This is a genomic window from Pseudomonas sp. FG1, from assembly GCF_034313875.1.
Lineage (GTDB): Bacteria > Pseudomonadota > Gammaproteobacteria > Pseudomonadales > Pseudomonadaceae > Aquipseudomonas > Aquipseudomonas veronii.
This window is the reverse complement of the sequence record NZ_JAVIWP010000001.1, coordinates 5200622-5217627: the sequence shown is the minus strand read 5'-3', so window position 1 is coordinate 5217627 and position 17006 is coordinate 5200622. Positions and strand designations below refer to the sequence as shown.

General features: G+C 62.7%; 16 protein-coding genes. 5 read left to right on the top strand and 11 right to left on the bottom strand.

Annotated elements, in window-relative coordinates:
• Window positions 1-1134 precede the first annotated feature (1134 nt).
• The 11 genes from RGV59_RS23715 to nirS are packed head-to-tail and all read right to left on the bottom strand — an operon-like array spanning window position 1135 to window position 9912.
• Window positions 1135-2589 carry a nitrite reductase gene (locus RGV59_RS23715; protein ID WP_126586905.1) on the bottom strand — a complete coding sequence of 485 codons (1455 nt, stop codon included), beginning with the start codon at window positions 2587-2589 and terminating at the stop codon, window positions 1135-1137.
• Window positions 2586-3410 carry a uroporphyrinogen-III C-methyltransferase gene (gene cobA / locus RGV59_RS23710; protein ID WP_017849359.1) on the bottom strand — a complete coding sequence of 275 codons (825 nt, stop codon included), beginning with the start codon at window positions 3408-3410 and terminating at the stop codon, window positions 2586-2588. Before cobA ends, RGV59_RS23715 begins: the two co-directional genes overlap by 4 nt.
• 44 nt (window positions 3411-3454) lie before the next feature.
• Window positions 3455-4636 carry a heme d1 biosynthesis radical SAM protein NirJ gene (nirJ, locus tag RGV59_RS23705; RefSeq protein ID WP_017849358.1) on the bottom strand — a complete coding sequence of 394 codons (1182 nt, stop codon included), beginning with the start codon at window positions 4634-4636 and terminating at the stop codon, window positions 3455-3457.
• Window positions 4637-4648: 12 nt separating this feature from the next.
• Entirely contained in the window at window positions 4649-5149 is a 501-nt protein-coding gene (locus RGV59_RS23700; protein ID WP_017849357.1) for an Lrp/AsnC family transcriptional regulator, read from the bottom strand.
• Complete coding sequence (locus tag RGV59_RS23695) at window positions 5124-5567, bottom strand: Lrp/AsnC family transcriptional regulator (protein WP_102618932.1); 444 nt, start codon at window positions 5565-5567, stop codon at window positions 5124-5126. Before RGV59_RS23695 ends, RGV59_RS23700 begins: the two co-directional genes overlap by 26 nt.
• Complete coding sequence (locus RGV59_RS23690) at window positions 5560-6048, bottom strand: Lrp/AsnC family transcriptional regulator (RefSeq protein WP_032804989.1); 489 nt, start codon at window positions 6046-6048, stop codon at window positions 5560-5562. Before RGV59_RS23690 ends, RGV59_RS23695 begins: the two co-directional genes overlap by 8 nt.
• A 23-nt stretch (window positions 6049-6071) precedes the next feature.
• A complete protein-coding gene (locus tag RGV59_RS23685) occupies window positions 6072-6530 on the bottom strand; it encodes an Lrp/AsnC family transcriptional regulator (protein WP_017849354.1) in 459 nt (152 codons plus the stop codon).
• 1 nt (window position 6531) lies between these two features.
• Entirely contained in the window at window positions 6532-7701 is a 1170-nt protein-coding gene (locus tag RGV59_RS23680; RefSeq protein WP_126586903.1) for a cytochrome D1 domain-containing protein, read from the bottom strand.
• Complete coding sequence (locus RGV59_RS23675; protein WP_126586901.1) at window positions 7698-8015, bottom strand: c-type cytochrome; 318 nt, start codon at window positions 8013-8015, stop codon at window positions 7698-7700. The genes RGV59_RS23680 and RGV59_RS23675 overlap by 4 nt, the downstream gene beginning before the upstream one ends.
• A 16-nt stretch (window positions 8016-8031) precedes the next feature.
• Window positions 8032-8346 (bottom strand): c-type cytochrome, encoded by a 315-nt coding sequence (locus RGV59_RS23670; protein ID WP_017849351.1) that lies wholly within the window; start codon window positions 8344-8346, stop codon window positions 8032-8034.
• Window positions 8347-8370: 24 nt separating this feature from the next.
• Window positions 8371-9912, bottom strand: coding sequence for a nitrite reductase (gene nirS, locus RGV59_RS23665; protein WP_232591892.1), 1542 nt, complete (start codon window positions 9910-9912; stop codon window positions 8371-8373).
• A gap of 327 nt (window positions 9913-10239) precedes the next feature.
• Here nirS and RGV59_RS23660 point away from each other — a divergent pair, with 327 nt between their 5' ends.
• The 5 genes from RGV59_RS23660 to RGV59_RS23640 all read left to right on the top strand — a co-directional run bounded on the left by RGV59_RS23660 (window position 10240) and on the right by RGV59_RS23640 (window position 16941).
• Complete coding sequence (locus RGV59_RS23660) at window positions 10240-11016, top strand: CbbQ/NirQ/NorQ/GpvN family protein (RefSeq protein WP_017849348.1); 777 nt, start codon at window positions 10240-10242, stop codon at window positions 11014-11016.
• The gene (locus RGV59_RS23655) at window positions 11000-11563 is read left to right on the top strand and encodes a cytochrome c oxidase subunit 3 (protein ID WP_017849347.1); all 564 of its coding nucleotides are present in this window, start codon (window positions 11000-11002) and stop codon (window positions 11561-11563) included. Before RGV59_RS23660 ends, RGV59_RS23655 begins: the two co-directional genes overlap by 17 nt.
• A 7-nt stretch (window positions 11564-11570) precedes the next feature.
• On the top strand, window positions 11571-11801 hold the full coding sequence (locus RGV59_RS23650; protein ID WP_017849346.1) for a cytochrome C oxidase subunit IV family protein: 231 nt from the start codon (window positions 11571-11573) through the stop codon (window positions 11799-11801).
• Window positions 11802-12067: 266 nt separating this feature from the next.
• A complete protein-coding gene (locus RGV59_RS23645) occupies window positions 12068-16378 on the top strand; it encodes an RHS repeat-associated core domain-containing protein (protein ID WP_260473900.1) in 4311 nt (1436 codons plus the stop codon).
• Window positions 16378-16941, top strand: coding sequence for a hypothetical protein (locus RGV59_RS23640; RefSeq protein ID WP_126586899.1), 564 nt, complete (start codon window positions 16378-16380; stop codon window positions 16939-16941). The genes RGV59_RS23645 and RGV59_RS23640 overlap by 1 nt, the downstream gene beginning before the upstream one ends.
• Window positions 16942-17006 lie beyond the last annotated feature (65 nt).

The following is a 17006-nucleotide window of genomic DNA, read 5'->3' as shown; positions in this document are numbered from 1 at the left end:
ACCTCTCACAGGAGATCGCCATGTCCGGCCGCAGCGCGGTCTCCTTGTGGGAGCTGTCGAGCTTCGGCGAGGCTGCGATAGCGGACGGTCAGGCGGCAAAAATGTCAGCGGTACCGGCCCCGTCGCAGCCTCGCCGGGGCTCGACACCTCCCACAGTAGATCGCCATGTCCGCCCGCAGCGCGGTCTCCTTGTGGGAGTTGTCGAGCTTCAGCGAGGCTGCGATAGCGGACGGTCAGGCGGCAAAAATGTCAGCAGTACCGGCACCGTCGCAGCCTCGCCGGGGCTCGACACCTCCCACAGTAGATCGCCATGTTCGCCCGCACCGCGGTCTCCTTGTGGGAGCTGTCGAGCTTCAGCGAGGCTGCGATAGCGGACGGTCAGGCGCCAAAAATATCAGCAGTACCGGCCTCGTCGCAGCCTCGCCGGGGCTCGACACCTCTCACAGGAGATCGCCATGTCCGGCCGCAGCGCGGTCTCCTTGTGGGAGCTGTCGAGCTTCGGCGAGGCTGCGATAGCGGACGGTCAGGCGGCAAAAATGTCAGCGGTACCGGCCCCGTCGCAGCCTCGCCGGGGCTCGACACCTCCCACAGTAGATCGCCATGTCCGCCCGCAGCGTGGTCTCCTTGTGGGAGCTGTCGAGCTTCAGCGAGGCTGCGATAGCGGGCTGTCAGCCAGCAAAAAAGTCAGCAGTACCGGCCTCGTCGCAGCCTCGCCGGGGCTCGACACCTCCCACAGTAGATCACCATGTCCGGCCGCAGCGCGGTCTCCTTGTGGGAGCTGTCGAGCTTCAGCGAGGCTGCGATAGCGGGCTGTCAGGCAGCAAAACTGTCAGCAGTACCGGCCCCGTCGCAGCCTCGCCGGGGCTCGACACCTCCCACACTAGATCGCCATGTCCGCCCGCAGCGCGGTCTCCTTGTGGGAGTTGTCGAGCTTCAGCGAGGCTGCGATAGCGGACGGTCAGGCAGCAAAACTGTCAGCAGTACCGGTCTCGTCGCAGCCTCGCCGGGGCTCGACACCTCCCACAGTAGATCACCATGTCCGCCCGCACCGAGGTCCCCATGGGGGAGCTGTCGATTTCCATTTCAACCCATGCCGGGGTTTCCTCGCTGACGGGCAGGTCCCCAGCGCGAGGTTCAGTGTGATGTGCCTTCGGCAAATTCGATTTTGTTGCCCACGTTGTACTTGCCCGACGGTTTGTTCATCGGGATGCGCTTGATCTCCTTGAGTGTCTGGCTGTCATAGACGATCAACGCTCCATCGTTGGCCCAGATGCTCAGCAACAGGTAGCGGCCGTCGCGGGTGAATTCCACGTGGGCGGCGGTCTTGCCCGGCATTGGGCGTAGGGTGTGGGCGATTTCCAGGGTCTGTTTGTCGATCAGGTGAATCGCATCGTTGTCCGGCCCGAAAAACACATCGCTCCACACATAACGCGAATTGGCATGGCTGCGCATGAAAAAGCCCGGGCCGAGGGTGGGGATCTGCTTGATCAGCGTCCAGGTCTTGAGGTCGATCACCGAGATTTGCCCCTTGCTGATATTGGGCGTGGCAAACACCCACTCACCATTGCGCTGCCAATACGTCCCCGAGCCCAGGTGCGGCATGCCGGACAGTGGGATGTTGGTGACCACGTGGCCGGTGTCCAGATCGATTACCTGGCCGCCGCCGGCCTTGCGTGAGGTGGCGACCAGTTGGCGATAATCCGGGGAAAACGAAAAGTCATCGAGCACGTCCTGGGCCTGGATGCGCCGGGGTTCGAAGCTGGGCCGGGCGGCGGCATAGGACAGTTCCCAGACTTCATTCACGTCCTTGAGTGCCACGATAAAGCTGTTGCGCGGCGGAGCGGTGTACACCGCGCTGACCCGCGACGCGGTGTCGAGGGTCTTGACCAGCGACAGGTCGCGGGCATCCAGTACCACCAGATTGCCCGGCAGGTAATTGCCCACCAGCACCCAGCGTCCGTCCTTGCTCACCGCGAGGTTGCGGGTGTTGAGCGCCACGCGGGTTTCGGCGATCAGCTTGAGGTTGTGCAGGTCGTACAGGCTGATCCAGCCGTCGCGCGAGGCGAAGTACACAAAGCGCCCATCGGGGGAGAATTTCGGCCCGCCGTGGACCGCGAAATGGGTCGGGAAGCGGTCCAGCACGGCAAAGGTGTCACCGTCGAGAATGTCGATGTGATGGTCGCCGGACTCCACTACCACAAACAGGTTGAGCGGGTCGGCATGATGCTGAGGCGTAGTCGGCAAGCGGCTCAGGTCTGCCAGCAGGGTATGGCTGTTATGGATGTCCTGCGCGTTCCAGGTCGCCGGTGTGGCGGGCGGTTGCTGCAGGAAATTCGCCAGGCCGTCGATCTGCGCAGCACTCAACTGTGGCGCAAACGCCGCCATTTGACTGGCCGGGCGCCCTTGCTCGATGACCTTGCGCACTTCGTCCGGCTTGATCCGTCCCAGGCTTTCCGGCAGCAACGCCGGGCCGCTGGCGCCGATGCGGTTGACGCCATGGCAGCTCGCGCAGTGACGCTGGTAGTCCTCGGCCGGCGTGCCGTGGGCGGCGGCGGCCCAGAGCAAGGGCAGCAGTAGCAGGCGTTTCATACCGCCACCGCTTCGCGGGCCGGCGACAGGCTGGCGGGGAAGTGCAGGGCGGCTCCGGCGAACAGGTTGACCACATGGCCGATCACCGTCAGGGTCGGCACACCGGGTTCGCAGTCGGCGGCCATCGTCGGCAACTGGCGCAGGGTGCCACGGGCCACCTGCTGGTCGGCTCGCGCGCCGTTGCTGATCAGCGCCGCTGGCGTGTCCGCCGGCAGGCCCGCTGCCACCAGGTGTTCGGCGATCAGCGCGAGGTTCGACAGGCCCATGTAGAACACCAGCGTCTGGCTCGGCTCGGCAAGGCTGGCCCAAGGCAGCTTCAACGCGCCGTCGCGTTGCAGGTGCCCGGTGACGAAGCGGCAGGAGTTGACCAGATCGCGGTGGGTCAGGGGGATGCCGGCATAGGCGCTGCACCCGGACGCGGCGGTGATGCCCGGCACCACCTGGCAGGGCACGCCTCGGGCCAGCAGGTATTCCAGCTCTTCGGCGCCACGGCCGAAGATAAACGGGTCGCCGCCCTTGAGGCGCACCACCCGTTGCCCCTGGTCGGCCAGTTCGGCCAGCAGTTCGTTGAGTTGATCCTGCGGCAGGCTGTGACAGCCGCTGGCCTTGCCCACGTAATGGCGCGCGCAGGTCAGCGGGATCAGCGCCAACATCTCGGCGCTGATCAACCGGTCGAAGACCACCGCATCGGCCTGCATCAGCAGGCTCCAGGCCCGCAGGGTCAGCAGGCGCGGGTCGCCGGGGCCGGCGCCCACCAAGGCGACTTCGCCGGGGTGGAAGGGGCTGTGCAAACTGGCAGGTAAGGTGGTCGGAGTGTGCATGAGACGTCCTTGATACATCATCAGGTAGGCTGCCCCCGGTTGTGTCACCGGGTGGTCGAGCAAGGGATCAGGTTGCGAGGCTGCAGGGCGATCTCGGCGTCGCTGAGGTGGCAACCCGGGTCGGGGCCCCAAAGGTCGCCGTTGGCCCAGGCGCGGGTGCGTGTGTTGCCGTTGCAGATCGGCAGCCAGCGACACTCGGCACACCGCCCGCCGATGGTCCGCGGGTGTTCGCGCAGGCGCAGCAACAATGGGTCGGGCCGGTCCAGCCAGAGCTGGCGGAACGTGGTGTTGCGCACATTGCCCACCGAGTGCTGCCACCAGTACGTGTCGGGGTGTACCTCGCCGGTGTTGTCGATATTGGCGATGCCGCTGCCCGACGCATTGCCGCCCCAGCCGTGCAGCAGGTGTTCCAACTGCGGATAATGCTCGGGCAGATGCTGGTGGACCCACTGCAGCAACAGCACGGCGTCGGCGTCGTTGTTGCCGCTGACGAAGTCACTGTCGACGCCGTTTTCGATGTCGTGCCAGGCCTGCTGGAAAATCAGCGTCATCGCATCGCGGCTCATCTGCCGGTGCGCGTCCAACTGGCGGCTGCGTTTGCCGCGCCCGCTGTAGTTGAGGTGCGACAGGTAGAACTTCTGCACATCGTAGTCACGCATCAGCGCCAGCAGTTGCGGCAACTGCCCATGGTTTTCCTGGGTCAGGGTGGTGCGCAGGCCCACGCGAATGCCGGCCTCGCGGCACAGGCGGATGGCGTGCATCGAGCGCTGGAAGCTGCCCTGCAACTGGCGAAATGCATCGTGGGTCGCCTGCAGTCCGTCGATGCTGATACCCACGTAGTCGAAGCGCGCGTCGGTGATCTGCTGGATATTGTGTTCGTCGATCAGCGTGCCGTTGCTCGACAGCGCGACGAAAAAACCTTTGTCCCGGGCATACGCGCTGAGCTGGAACAGGTCTGCGCGCAGCAGCGGTTCGCCGCCCGACAGAATCAGCACACGCACCCCGGCCGCGTGCAAATCGTCGATCACCTGGAGCGCCGCCGGGGTGTCCAGTTCATCGCGGAACACGCTGTCGGCGCTGGTGGCGTAACAGTGTTTGCAGGTGAGGTTGCAACGCCGCAGCAGGTTCCAGATCACCACCGGCGGCCGCTCCTTGCCGGGCGGCGAGGTCCGCGGTGGCGGGCATTTTCCGGCCAGGGTACGCAGGTACTGACTGATCCGTAGCATAGGACGCTCCTTCTAAGGTGCCGGCGTCAGGCGCAGGCCGGTTTTTTTCAGGATGCGGCTGCTCACCAGCATCTCGTCGCCGCGGCAGGCATCGCCGAGCAGGAACCGCAGGTGCTCGCGGTAGCTGTCGATTTCCTCGCGGCTACGCCCATGCACCATGGCGAACAGGTTGTAGGGCCAGTCGGGACGGCGCGGGCGGCGGTAGCAATGGCTGACAAACGGCTGCGCACCGATCAATTCGCCCAGGCGCGGCATCTGCACGTCGGCCACGTCCCACACGGTCATGCCGTTGTGGCGATAGCCCAGGCGGTAATGGTTGGGCACGGCGGCGACACGCCGGATCGCGCCTTCAGCCTGCAGGTGCTTGAGCAAGTCGAGGGTCGACTCGACGCTGATGCCCAACTGCTCGGCGAGCCAGGCCCAGGGATCGTCCAGCAGCGGCAGGCCACCCTGGGTGAGGGCGACCAGGCGCAGGGCCAGGTGGTGGTCAGACCGGGAAATACAGACCGACATGGTAGGTTTGCTCCTTCGGCAGATTGAGCACCGCCAACCCCGTCAGGGCCTCGATGCGGGACAGCGTGGCGGCCAGTTCAGCCTCGGTGCCGCAGGCCAGCACGAACCACATGTTCCAGCGGTGTTCGCGGCGGTAGTTGTGGGCCACCTGGGGCAGCGCGTTGAGTTGTTCGGCGACCGCGTCAAAGCGCGCGTCGGGTACGGCCAGCGCAGCCAGGGTGAAGGCGCCGCCGAGGCGTTCGACATCGAACATCGGCCCGAAGCGCGTCAGCACCCCGTCTTCGAGCAGGTCGTGCAGGCGGTCGAGCACTTCACTCGGGTGGCTGTGCAGTTCCTGCGCCACCTGCCGCCAGGGTTCGCGCACCAGCGGCAGGCCATGTTGCAGGCGATTGATCAGGCGCCGGTCGAGATCATCCATGGGCCCATACCTGCGACGACGGCGGCGTAAAGCGCCCGCCGCATTGCTTGAAGGCGTGGGTGCTGAACAGCAACTGGTGCGGCAGGTCACTCAGTTGCTGCTGTTCCAGCATCCGCTGGATATGCGCCGTGACCTCCTTGCGTTCGCGGCCATGCACCATGCAGAACAGGTTGTAGCGCCACTGCGGCAGGCGGCGTGGGCGCTGGTAACACAGGTTGACACCGGGCGCGCGGCCCAGGCGGTTGCCCACTTCGTCCACCAGCGCATCGGGCACGTCCAGTACCAGCATGGCATTGGCGACAAAGCCCAGGGCGCGGTGATTGAGCACCAGGCCGACACGGCGGAACAGGCCCTGGTCCTGCCATTGCTGCATCTGCTGCAACACCTGGTCGTGATGCGCGCCGATCTGTTCGGCGAGGTTGTCGTAGGGCCGCGAGACAAGAGGCAAGCCGCGCTCCAGGCATTGGCGCAGGTCGAGCATTTGCTCCTGGCTCAACGGGATGATCACGGATGCGCTCCCAGGGAGAACCCGAGGTCGATGCGATAGGCGGTGAGCATCGGCAGATCCAGGGGAATGAGGCCGGTGTCTTGTTCCAGCTCGTCGAGGATCTGTCGCAGGTGCTGACGGTGTGGGCCGGTCAACACGAACCACAGGTTGTACTGATGCTCGCGTGCATAGTTGTGGTTGACTTCCGGGTACTGGCTGACACGCCGTGCCACCTGTTCCAGGCGTTCGACCGGCACCGCCAGGGCAGCCAGGGTGCTGGCGCCGGCGCGGGTGTGTTCGAACACCGGGCCGACCCGCGACAGCGAACCGGCCAGTTCCAGGCGGTGCAGGCACGTCATCAACTGGGCCTCGCTGCAGCCCAGCACCTGGGCCATTTCGCGATAAGGTTCGGCGCACAGCGGCATGCCGTGCTGGTAGCGTTCGATCAATTGACGGCTAAGCAGGTCAAGGTCCATCTCAATACCCCATTTTTTGCGCGCGGCTGCTGAAGAAAATTCCACTGGGACTCAAGGCCGGCAAGGTCTTGAGCAAGGTCATGCGGTACGGGTCCCAGACCTGCACCTGCTCACCGTCGCGCACCGACAGCCACAGCTGTTCGCCACGCCCGGTGAACTCCATGTGCAGCACCCCGGGACCGGGGCGCAGGTCGGCCACCACTTTGTGGGTCTCGGTGTCGATCACCTGTACGCGGTCGTTGTCCGGGTAGGCGAAATTGACCCATAGCTGGCGCCCGTCGGGGCGTGCGGTGACGAAAATCGGTTGGCCGGCGACGTCGATGGCGGCGGTCTGCTGCCAGCTGCGCGCATCCATCACCAGCACCTGGTGATGGCCGACGGCGGGCACGAAGGCTTGGTTGTCGGCCACGGCCCAGCCTTCGAGGTGGGGCATCTTGTACACCGGCAGTTTTGCCTGGCCGCGCCCGTAATCCGCGAGCACGCGTTTGACCCCGTGCTCGGGATGCCACAGGTCGAGCTGGGCCATGCCGTCCTCACCGAACAGCCCGGCCATGTAGTAACGGCCATCGGCGGTGATCAGCGCGTCGTAGGGTTGCTCGCCGATGCCGCGGAACCGGGTGATCTGCGGGGTGTTGCCCTGGCTGAAGTCGGCGCTCCAGATCTCGCCGGTGTCGAACAGGCTGAACACGAAGCGCTGGCCGGGCGCATCCACCAGGCCCACCACCCGCGAGCGTTTGCCGTCGGCCAGGGGCGTGGCGGGAATGTCGGCCACCTGGGCCAGGGTCTGCGCATCGAACACCTTGACCCCGCCGGGTTGGTAGTTGGACACGGCAATCAGGCGGCCATCCTGGCTGATGGCGCCGCCGATGCTGTTGCCGCCCTGGATGATGCGTTTTTCAACGCGTTGGCGCAGCAGGTCGACTTTGCTCAGGCCGCCATCGCGGCCGAAAATGTAGGCGTAGCGCTGGTCGCGGGAAAACACCGCCGAGGCGTGGGACAGGTCGCCCAAGCCGTCGATCCGGCCCAGCTCCGTCATCCCGCTGGTCTCGATGATTTGCACACTGGCGCTGGCGCGTTCGATCACCAGGCCCAGGTCGCCAGTACCGCGCAGCGCCGGTTGGGCACAGGCACCGAGCAGCAGGCACAGCGATAGAAGAGTAGGGCGCATCATGGTGCGGGGCTTCCTTGCAAGAGGCGTTCGACCAGCCAGGCGATCTCGCTGGAACTGAGCAACGGCGCCCAGCCGGGCATCGCGCGGGCAGGGCGGCCATAGGTAATGGTGGCGGTCAGGCTGTCGCGGCTTTGCCCGGCGAGGGCCGCCGGGGTGAGGGGCGGGCCCAGGCCGCCGGTGAGGTACAGGCCGTGGCAGGCGCCACAGTCCTGGGTCAGCAGGTGTTCGAGGCGGGCGGCGTCCGGTGTGGCCAGCGCCGACGTGGGAATCAGCAGGAACAGCGCCATGGCCGTACCGATCATCGATGCATTCATGGCGCGCTCCTTGTGCTTATTTCAAGGTCAGGACCCATTCGGCCAAGACCTTGGCTTCGTCTTCCGTCACCATATTCGGTGGCATCGGAACCGGCCCCCAGTTGCCTTGGGTGCCGTTTTTGATGTGGCTGGCGAGGGTCACGGCGGCGTCTTTCACGCCGGCGTTCTTGGCCGCGACGTCCTTCAAGGCCGGCCCCACCAGTTTGCTGTCAACCATGTGGCAGCCGACGCAGGGTTTGCTGCTGAACAAGGCCAGCCCGTCTTGGGCGAAGGCCGGTTGCAGGCTGAATGCGGCGGCACAGGTCAGCAGTGCGAAGAGAGTATTTTTCATCGGAAGTCCTTGTGTTGATGGGGCTCAATAAATGTCGTGTTGGGTGTTGTAGACGTTGAATTTTCCGGTTGGGGTGATCAGGCGCTTGTCCTTGATAACCGCTTTGAGCTTCAGGGACTTGTCGTCGATCACTACCAGCGCCGATTCCTCGGTCTGGCCGTTCCATACCGAGAACCACACCTCGTCGCCGGCCTTGTTGTATTCCGGCTGCACCACGCGCAGCGCGCCTTGCTTGATGCCGGCGTATTCGGCGATCGGCAGCACGGTGTAACCCTTGTCCAGATGGTCGATGTCAAACACCGCGGCCGACTGGCTCAGCTTGGCGTCGGGGTTGAGGGTGGTGTCGACATACAAATGCCGGGAGTTGGGATGGGTCTTGATGAACAGCGAGCCGCCGCCCTGGCCCTTGAGCGATTCCACCTGTTTCCAGGCGTATTGCGGGTGGTTGATCGGGTCGGTGCCGATCACTGAGATGCCGCCGTCGCCCAGGTGGCTGGTGGCCCAGACCGGCCCGTAGGTAGGGTGTACGAAGTTGGCGCCACGGCCTGGGTGCGGGGTCTTGCCGACCTCGACCAAGGCAGTGAGCTTGCGCTCCTTGGAGTCGATCACCGCGACCTTGTTCGAGTTGTTGGCCGCCGTCATGAAGTAGCGGTGCGTGCTGTCCCAACCACCGTCATGCAGGAACGGCGCGGCGTCGATGGTGGTGATGGTGAGGTTCTTGATGTCCTGGTAATTGACCAGCATCACCTTGCCGGTTTCCTTGATGTTGACGATGAACTCCGGCCATTCGTGGGAGGCGATGATCGCCGCGACACGGGGCTCGGGGTGATATTCCTGCTTGTCGACGGTCATGCCGCGGGTGGACACGATCTGTTTGGGCTCCAGGGTCTCGCCGTCCATGATGGTGAACTGTGGCGGCCAGTAGGAACCGGCGATGGCGTACTTGTCTTCGTAGCCCTTGAATTTCGAGGTCTCCACCGAGCGCGCCTCGATGCCGACCTTGATCTCGGCGACCTTGGTCGGTTCGGCGGGCCACAGGTCGATCATGTCGATCTTGGCGTCGCGGCCGATCACCAGCAGGTAGCGGCCCGAGGCGGAGATCCGCGAGATGTGTACGGCATAACCGGTGTTGATCAGTTTGACGATTTTCTTGCTGTCGCCATCGATCAGCGCAATCTTGCCGTCGTCGCGCAGGGTGACGGAGAACAGGTTTTCCAGGTTCAGATCGTTCAGCTGTTTCTTCGGCCGGTCTTCGGGCTTGACCAGCACTTTCCAGGTCTTGAGGGTTTCGGCCATGCCCCATTCCGGCGGGGTTGGCGCGGTGTGCTGGATAAAACTGGCCATGTGGCTGATCTGGGTTTTGGTCAACGCATTGGAGGTGCCCCAGTTCGGCATGCCGGCGGGGGAACCGTAGGTGATCAGCGCTTCCAGATAGGCCTGGCCACGGGCCTGGGTGATGTCCGGTGTCAGCGGTTTGCCGGTGGCACCCTTGCGCAGCACGCCGTGGCAACCGGCGCAGCGCTCGAAGTAAATCTGTTTGGAGGTGTCGAAGTCCGCCTGACTCATGTCCGGCGCGCCGGCGGTTTTCACTTCGGCCGGCTGGGGTGCGCCATGGGCGCTCAAGGGCAGTGCCAAGGCCAACGCGCAACTCAGTGCGGCGAGGCTCAGGGTGAAGGGTTTTCTGTTGCGAGTCAGCATTCCATTTACTCCTCAGGCGGGACCTTTGCGTTGCCTCGCAACACGGTGCGGGGCGCAGGTTCTTCGTGCGGGGCCAGACTAGGGGGCAGCACCGCAAACTTCGCTTGATCACGATCAAGTTTGTCTCGGGCGGTGCTTGCCAGGTTGTCGCAGGCGCCCTTAGCGTGGCCATCAAACCCGCTGTGGATGCCTGTCATGACTGAGCCCTTCTACCAACCCCTGGACAATGAACACCTGCTGTTCGAACACGCCTGGCGCCACCGCATGCCGGTGCTGATCAAGGGCCCCACGGGCTGCGGCAAGACCCGTTTCGTGCAGCACATGGCGCATCGTCTGAACTTGCCGCTGTACACCGTGGCCTGCCACGACGACCTGAGTGCCGCCGACCTGATCGGCCGTCACCTGATCGGCGCCGAGGGCACCTGGTGGCAGGACGGCCCGCTGACCCGTGCCGTGCGCGAAGGCGGCATCTGCTACCTGGACGAAGTGGTCGAGGCGCGCCAGGACACCGCCGTGGTGCTGCACCCGGTGGCCGACGACCGCCGCGAGTTGTACCTGGAGCGCACCGGCGAAGTGGTCAAGGCGCCGCCGTCGTTCATGCTGGTGGTGTCCTATAACCCCGGTTACCAGAACCTGCTCAAGGGCATGAAACCCAGCACCCGCCAGCGTTTCGTCGCGATGCGCTTCGATTACCCGGCCGTCGAGGGCGAAGCGCGCATCGTGGCGCGCGAGGCCCAGGTGGACCTTGCCCTGGCGACCCAGGTGGTGCGCCTCGGCCAGGCCTTGCGCCGCCTCGATCAACACGACCTGGAAGAAGTGGCCTCCACGCGTCTGCTGATTTTCACCGCGCGCCTGATCGCCGCCGGCATGCCCATTCGCGAAGCCTGCCTGGCATGCCTGGCCGAGGCGCTGACGGACGACCCGCACACCGTGACCGCCTTGATGGACGTGGTCGATGTGTACTTTGCCTGAACCGCGCCGCCTGCCGGGCGACCTGGCGATGTGGTTTTTCATCCTTGCCGAGTTGTCGGTGTTTGCGATTCTGATCCTCGCGTTCGCCGTGACCCAGGTGCTCAAGCCCGAGGTGTTTGCCGAAGGGCGCGCGCAACTGGACACCTCCACCGGGCTGGCGATGACCTTGAGCCTGTTGACCGCCGGGCTGCTTGCGGCGTTGGCGTTGCAGCAGGTGCGATTGCAGCGCTGGCGACGCGGTGCCGGTTTGTTCGTCGCGGCGCTGTTGGTGGCGCTGGTCTATGTGGCGATCAAACTCACCGAGTACGCCCACCTCGGCGCTGCCGGGTTGGGCCTGGAGCACAGCACGTTTTTTACCTTGTACTGGCTACTGACTGGGTTCCATTTCCTGCATGTGCTGCTGGGCATGGTGATTCTCGCGTGGCTGGCGCTGGGCTGCTGGCGCGGCGGGCTGTCGGTCGGCGGGCTGGAGTCGGGGGTGCTGTATTGGCACATGGTGGACCTGGTGTGGGTGGTGCTGTTTCCGTTGGTTTACGTGATTGGATGAGGTACCGATGTCCATTTCCCAAGGGCTGATCGTGTGTTGGGCCACGTTGGTGGTGCTCAGCGTCGGCACCGTGCTCGCCGGCGGCTCCGGGCTGTGGCTGGCGGTTTTGCTGCTGGCGGTGGTCAAGGCGTGGCTGATTGCCGATGGGTTCATGGAGTTGCGGCATGCTCCCAGGTTTTGGCGTCGGCTGGTGCTGGGTTGGCCGGTGGTTCTGGTGTTGGTGGTGGGGCTTGTCTAGGCTCGGGGCGCCCAAGATCAAAAGCCAAAGCGAGGCGGCCGTATAGCCGACTTGATTCTGGAAGCCGGGCCCGGTCACCAGTGGGAGCTGGCTTGCCTGCGATGGCATCGCCTGGGTGGACCTGATGGACTGAGATGTCTGCATCGCAGGCACCTCCGCTCCGCCTGCTTTGGGAAAATTCTTACGCCTCCCTCGGAAAGTCTCACCTGAGCAACACGTTAGTCGCGTGATTTGATTCCGGCCTTTTCAGGCAGGGATTGCTGGTCATGACTGACGCGTTTTGGGCCGCCCGCGAAGGCGACGCGCTGCTGCACGCCTCAATGATGGCCGATGTTCTCGGCGGTGTGCTGGAAGTCGCCGCCTATGCCGCCATCACGTCCGTGGGCTGCCTGGCCGCTGGCGCGCTGATTGCCGCAGCGACCGGCGTGACCATTGCCACAGGTGGCGTTGGATGCGTCGCCCTGGGACTGGCGGTCGGCGCGGTGGTGGGGATCAGCGCCGGGCTCTCGGGGGCTGACGTGAAGATCTCCAGTTGGTGCGAAACCGCCGCCAACTGGGTTTTTCCGCCGGTGATCGAGGCCTTTATCACCAGCGGCTCAAACGACGTTTTCATCAATGGCAAACCGGCGGCCCGGGCCGCCGGACAGATGATGGCTGTGCCGATCGCGCCCAGTGAGCCACCGGCCCCCCGTTTTCTGGACATCGCACAGGGATTTTTCTCACAACTGTGGCGCCCGACGGTCGCCACACCCGCTGCCGGTACCGTGCCGTGTCCGCTGGACACGGTCGCCTGCACCAAGCACCCGCCCATGCCCGAGCAATTTATTGCCGAGGGTTCCAGTTCGGTCTTCATCAACGGGCAACCGGCCGCACGCAGCGGTGACCGCAGCACGTGTGACGCCAAGATCGGCAGCGTCGAGGGGCTGATTTCTGCCGATGTGCGTATCGGTGGCGACCCCGTCGTGGTGCGCGAAATTCGCAGTGGCAAGACACCGGGCGTCGGCTTGGCGATTGCCGCGCTGCTTGCGCTACGCGGCAATGTGAAAGGCTTTTGGAGCAAATTGCCGTGCCTGGCCGGCGGCGCGCTGGCGGGCGGGGCCGTGGCGTATGGAACCGGCAAGCTCACCTCGGCACTCAACAGCGCGGTCAACGGTTCGCCCAACCCGGTGCATAGCCCGACCGGGGCCAAAATCCTCGGCGCCGAAGAAGAACTGGACTTCGTCCTGCCAGGCCTGCTCCCCATCGACTGGCAGCGCTTCTACAGCAGCCTCGATCAACGCCACGACGGCCTTTTCGGCGCCGGCTGGAGCGTTGCCTATGAGGTCGCCGTCGAGATCGATCAAGATGAACACCTCACCTACATCGACGAACAGGGGCGCCGCGTAGACATCGGCTACCTCCCGTTGTCAGGCGGCGCCTTCAGCCCCGGCGAAGGCCTTGTGGTCAGGCGCAGCGCCGACGGCGCCATCCTGATCGAAAGTATCGACGGCCTGTATCGGCTCTTCGAGCCCGACCCTCTGAACCCCTTGCGGATGCGCCTGTATCTGCTGGGTGATCGCAACGAAGGGCGCCTCTTTCTGGATTACGACGCCCAGGGGCGCCTGTGTCGCCTGCGCGACAGCCATGCGCTGATGCATGTCGACGTGAGCTACACCGTCGAGCATCCGCGGCGCGTGAGCCATATCGAGCGCCGTTACCTGCATCGGCAACATTTTGCTGGGCGCAGCGACGTGCTGGTCAGCTATCGCTACGACACCCACGGCGACCTGGCCGAAGTCCTCGACGCACAAGGCACGAGCCAACGACGTTTTGCTTACGACAGCGCGCGGCGCATGGTCGAACACCAACTGCCGAGTGGCTTGCGCTGCTTCTACCAATGGCGCGCAGTGTCTGGCCCGCAGGGTGAAGAATGGCGGGTCAGCCGGCATTGGACCGACGCCGGCGATGAATTCACCTTCGATTACGACCTGGATGCCGGTATCACGCGCGTTACCGATGGCCTGAAACGGGTCAGCACACGCTATTGGAACCCGCAGTACCAGATCACCCGCTACGTCGATAACCTGGGCCATACGTGGCAGTTCGAATGGAGCGAAGATCGCCAATTGCTCGGCGCGATTGATCCGCAAAACGGCCAGTGGCGCTTCAGTTACGACGAATCCGGCAACCTGAGCGCAGTGACCGATCCACTGGCCAGGATCAGCAACACCCAGTGGCTGGCGCATTGGGCATTGCCCGAAGTGGAAACCGACCCGGCGGGTAACCGTTGGCATTACCGCTACGACCGGCATGGCAACTGCATCGAAGAGATCGATCCGCTGGGCAACCGCACCCGTTATGTCTACGACGATTTCGGCCAGCCGGTGCAGATCATCGATGCCACCGACAAAACCCGGAAGCTGCACTGGGACGAGTGGAGCCAACTGATCGAGGAGGTGGATTGCTCGGGCTACGCCACCGCCTACCAGTACGATGCGTTCGGCAATGTGGTGGTGCACACCAATGCTGAAGGTGAGTCGGTGCGCTATCAGTACAGCCGGCAAGGGTTGTTGCTGGAATGCCGACTTTCGGACGGGCGCCTTGAGCATTTCCAGCGCAACGCCAGTGGTTATCTGACGGGCTATGTCGACCCCGCCGGCAACACGTCCCGCTATGCCTACGACCGGAGCGGCCAGGTCAAACAACGCTGGGACGCGCACAACCGCTGCGTCACCTTCGACCACGACGCCTACGGGCGACTGCTGAAACTGACCAATGAAAACGGCGAAAGCTATCGCTTTGAGTGGGACGCGGCCGACCGCCTGGTGCAGCAACAAGACCTCGACCACAGTCGGCGCTGCTATGCCTATGACCCGCTGGATAACGTCGTCGCCGTCGGTTACCTGCCGGGCACCGAAGGCGAGCCGGTAGACGCCCTGACACACCAGTTCCAACGCGACCCGCTCGGGCGCCTGGTCAGCAAAGTCACCGCCGACGGCACCACCGTTTATAAGCACGACCTGAACGACCAACTGGTCGCGGTCACCTTCACCGCTCTCGACGGTCGCGAGCAAGCACTTGGCTTTAGCTATGACGCGCTGGGGCAACTGTTTGAAGAACACAGCTCGGCGGGGTGTCTGCAACACCATTACGACGAATTGGGCAACCTGACTCAAACCCACTTGCCTGACGGACGCTGGCTCAATCGCCTGTACTACGGCAGCGGCCACCTGCATCAGCTGAATCTCGACGGCCACGTCATCAGCGACTTTGAACGCGACCGCCTGCACCGCGAACTGCAACGCACCCAGGGTCAACTCAGAACAAATACCGACTACGACCGCAGTGGCCGGGTCCGCTCACGCCAGCGGCGCAGCATCGACCAGCCGTGGCAGTTGCCGCCATTGGTCGAAACCCACTACAGCTACGACCCCAGCGACAACCTGATCGGACGCCGCCGTACCGATCGCCAAGAGCACCTGGCCTACGACAGTAGCGGACGTATCCTCGTCAGCCAACAGATAGGCCGGATCGAAACCTATGCCTACGATGCGGCGGCCAACCTGCTCGACGGGCCACAACAAGGCGGCCTGGTACGGCATAACCGGCTGCTGACGTATCAAGACAAGCGCTATACCTACGACGCTTTTGGGCGAATGGTTGAAAAGCGCAGCGCTGCACGAGGTTTGCAGCGCTTTGCCTACGACGCCGAAAGCCGGTTGGTTGAAGTGCGTAATGAAAACGGCAGCGTGGTTAGGATGGTCTATGACCCGTTGGGTCGGCGCATTGAAAAAACTGAACACGGCAGCGATGGCTATCCGCTGGGCGAAACCCGGTTCACCTGGGATGGCCTGCGGTTGTTGCAGGAGCATAAACACAGTCAGACCAGCCTTTATCTCTACGATGGCGACAGCTACGAGCCACTCGCCAGGGTCGACGGTGAAGGTGAACACCAACGCGTGCGGTATTACCACAACGACCTGAACGGCTTGCCGGAGCAACTCACCGAGGCCGACGGCCACGACATCTGGCGAGCGACTTATCGGGTGTGGGGCAATACGCGGGAGGAGGTGCGGGAACCTTACTTCATTGAAGAGCAGAATTTGCGGTTTCAGGGGCAGTATCTGGATCGGGAGACGGGGCTGCATTTTAATACGTTTAGGTTTTATGATCCCGATATAGGCCGCTTTACAACAACCGACCCTATTGACCTGATGGGTGGGTTCAACCTTTATCAGTATGCCCCTAACCCGGTCACATGGATCGATCCTTTTGGCTGGGCATGTGGTCACCATGGGCATCACTCCGATCCAAAATTCATGGGGGGAAAACATAACCAAAATCTGACGAAACTTACCGACACTGATCACAAACAGCTTCACCGTGATATGAATGACTTCTTAGTCGGAAAAACAAAAAACATCAATGGCGGCACCGTGCATATGCGGCCTCAACGAGGTAACAGCGGCAAAAAAATACGGTTGAATTTCACCAGGACTGAAAGGCTCAGAGCGCTTGCTGACTTCTACAAAGGTAAGGGTGCACAATACAAAGATGCTGTTTTTGACTTCTTCATACAACACCAGGGGCTAAAGTAGTGACTCAGTTCTTAACCATTGCCTACGACTTAAGCGCTATAGATAATCACGCGTACTTTTTTGATGGAGCACCTGATAGTGTTTTTTGCAAAACCTGTGGTTGCTGCATTGATAAAAACTATCTGCCTAGAGAACTTAAAACACCAAACAAAGCTGATATTGGTGCAACTTATGATGGGCGCTTCATCGCGTCGCTACGTTTCAAGGAATACATCGAAAATTTAAAATTGAGTGTTGGATTTTCATTAGTCAATGAAAAAAATCAGCTATTCATGATGCAGCCTCAAAAAATCATCAAATACAGTGCTCAACAGTTGGAAAATCTCTGTAGTACGTGTGGTCAATATTTTGACTGTGTGGTTCCCATCCCGAGTTTCTATCAAGAAACTGGGAAGCGTCTAGAATATGGAATGTTTTTCACAAGTATTGGCTTCGGTAGCGGGAAAGAAAAAAGCCCGGCCATTATTCTCGGCATCGAAACCGCACTTGAAATAAAGAGCGCAATAAAATCATTAAAATTAAGAGGCGCTGATATTAGTGAGATTCTTATGCCTAATGACTAAGACTATCACTCAGCGCTTATCGCTCAGGCGCGTAAGACGGGATAGGTCTATTTGTTATTTAGTCT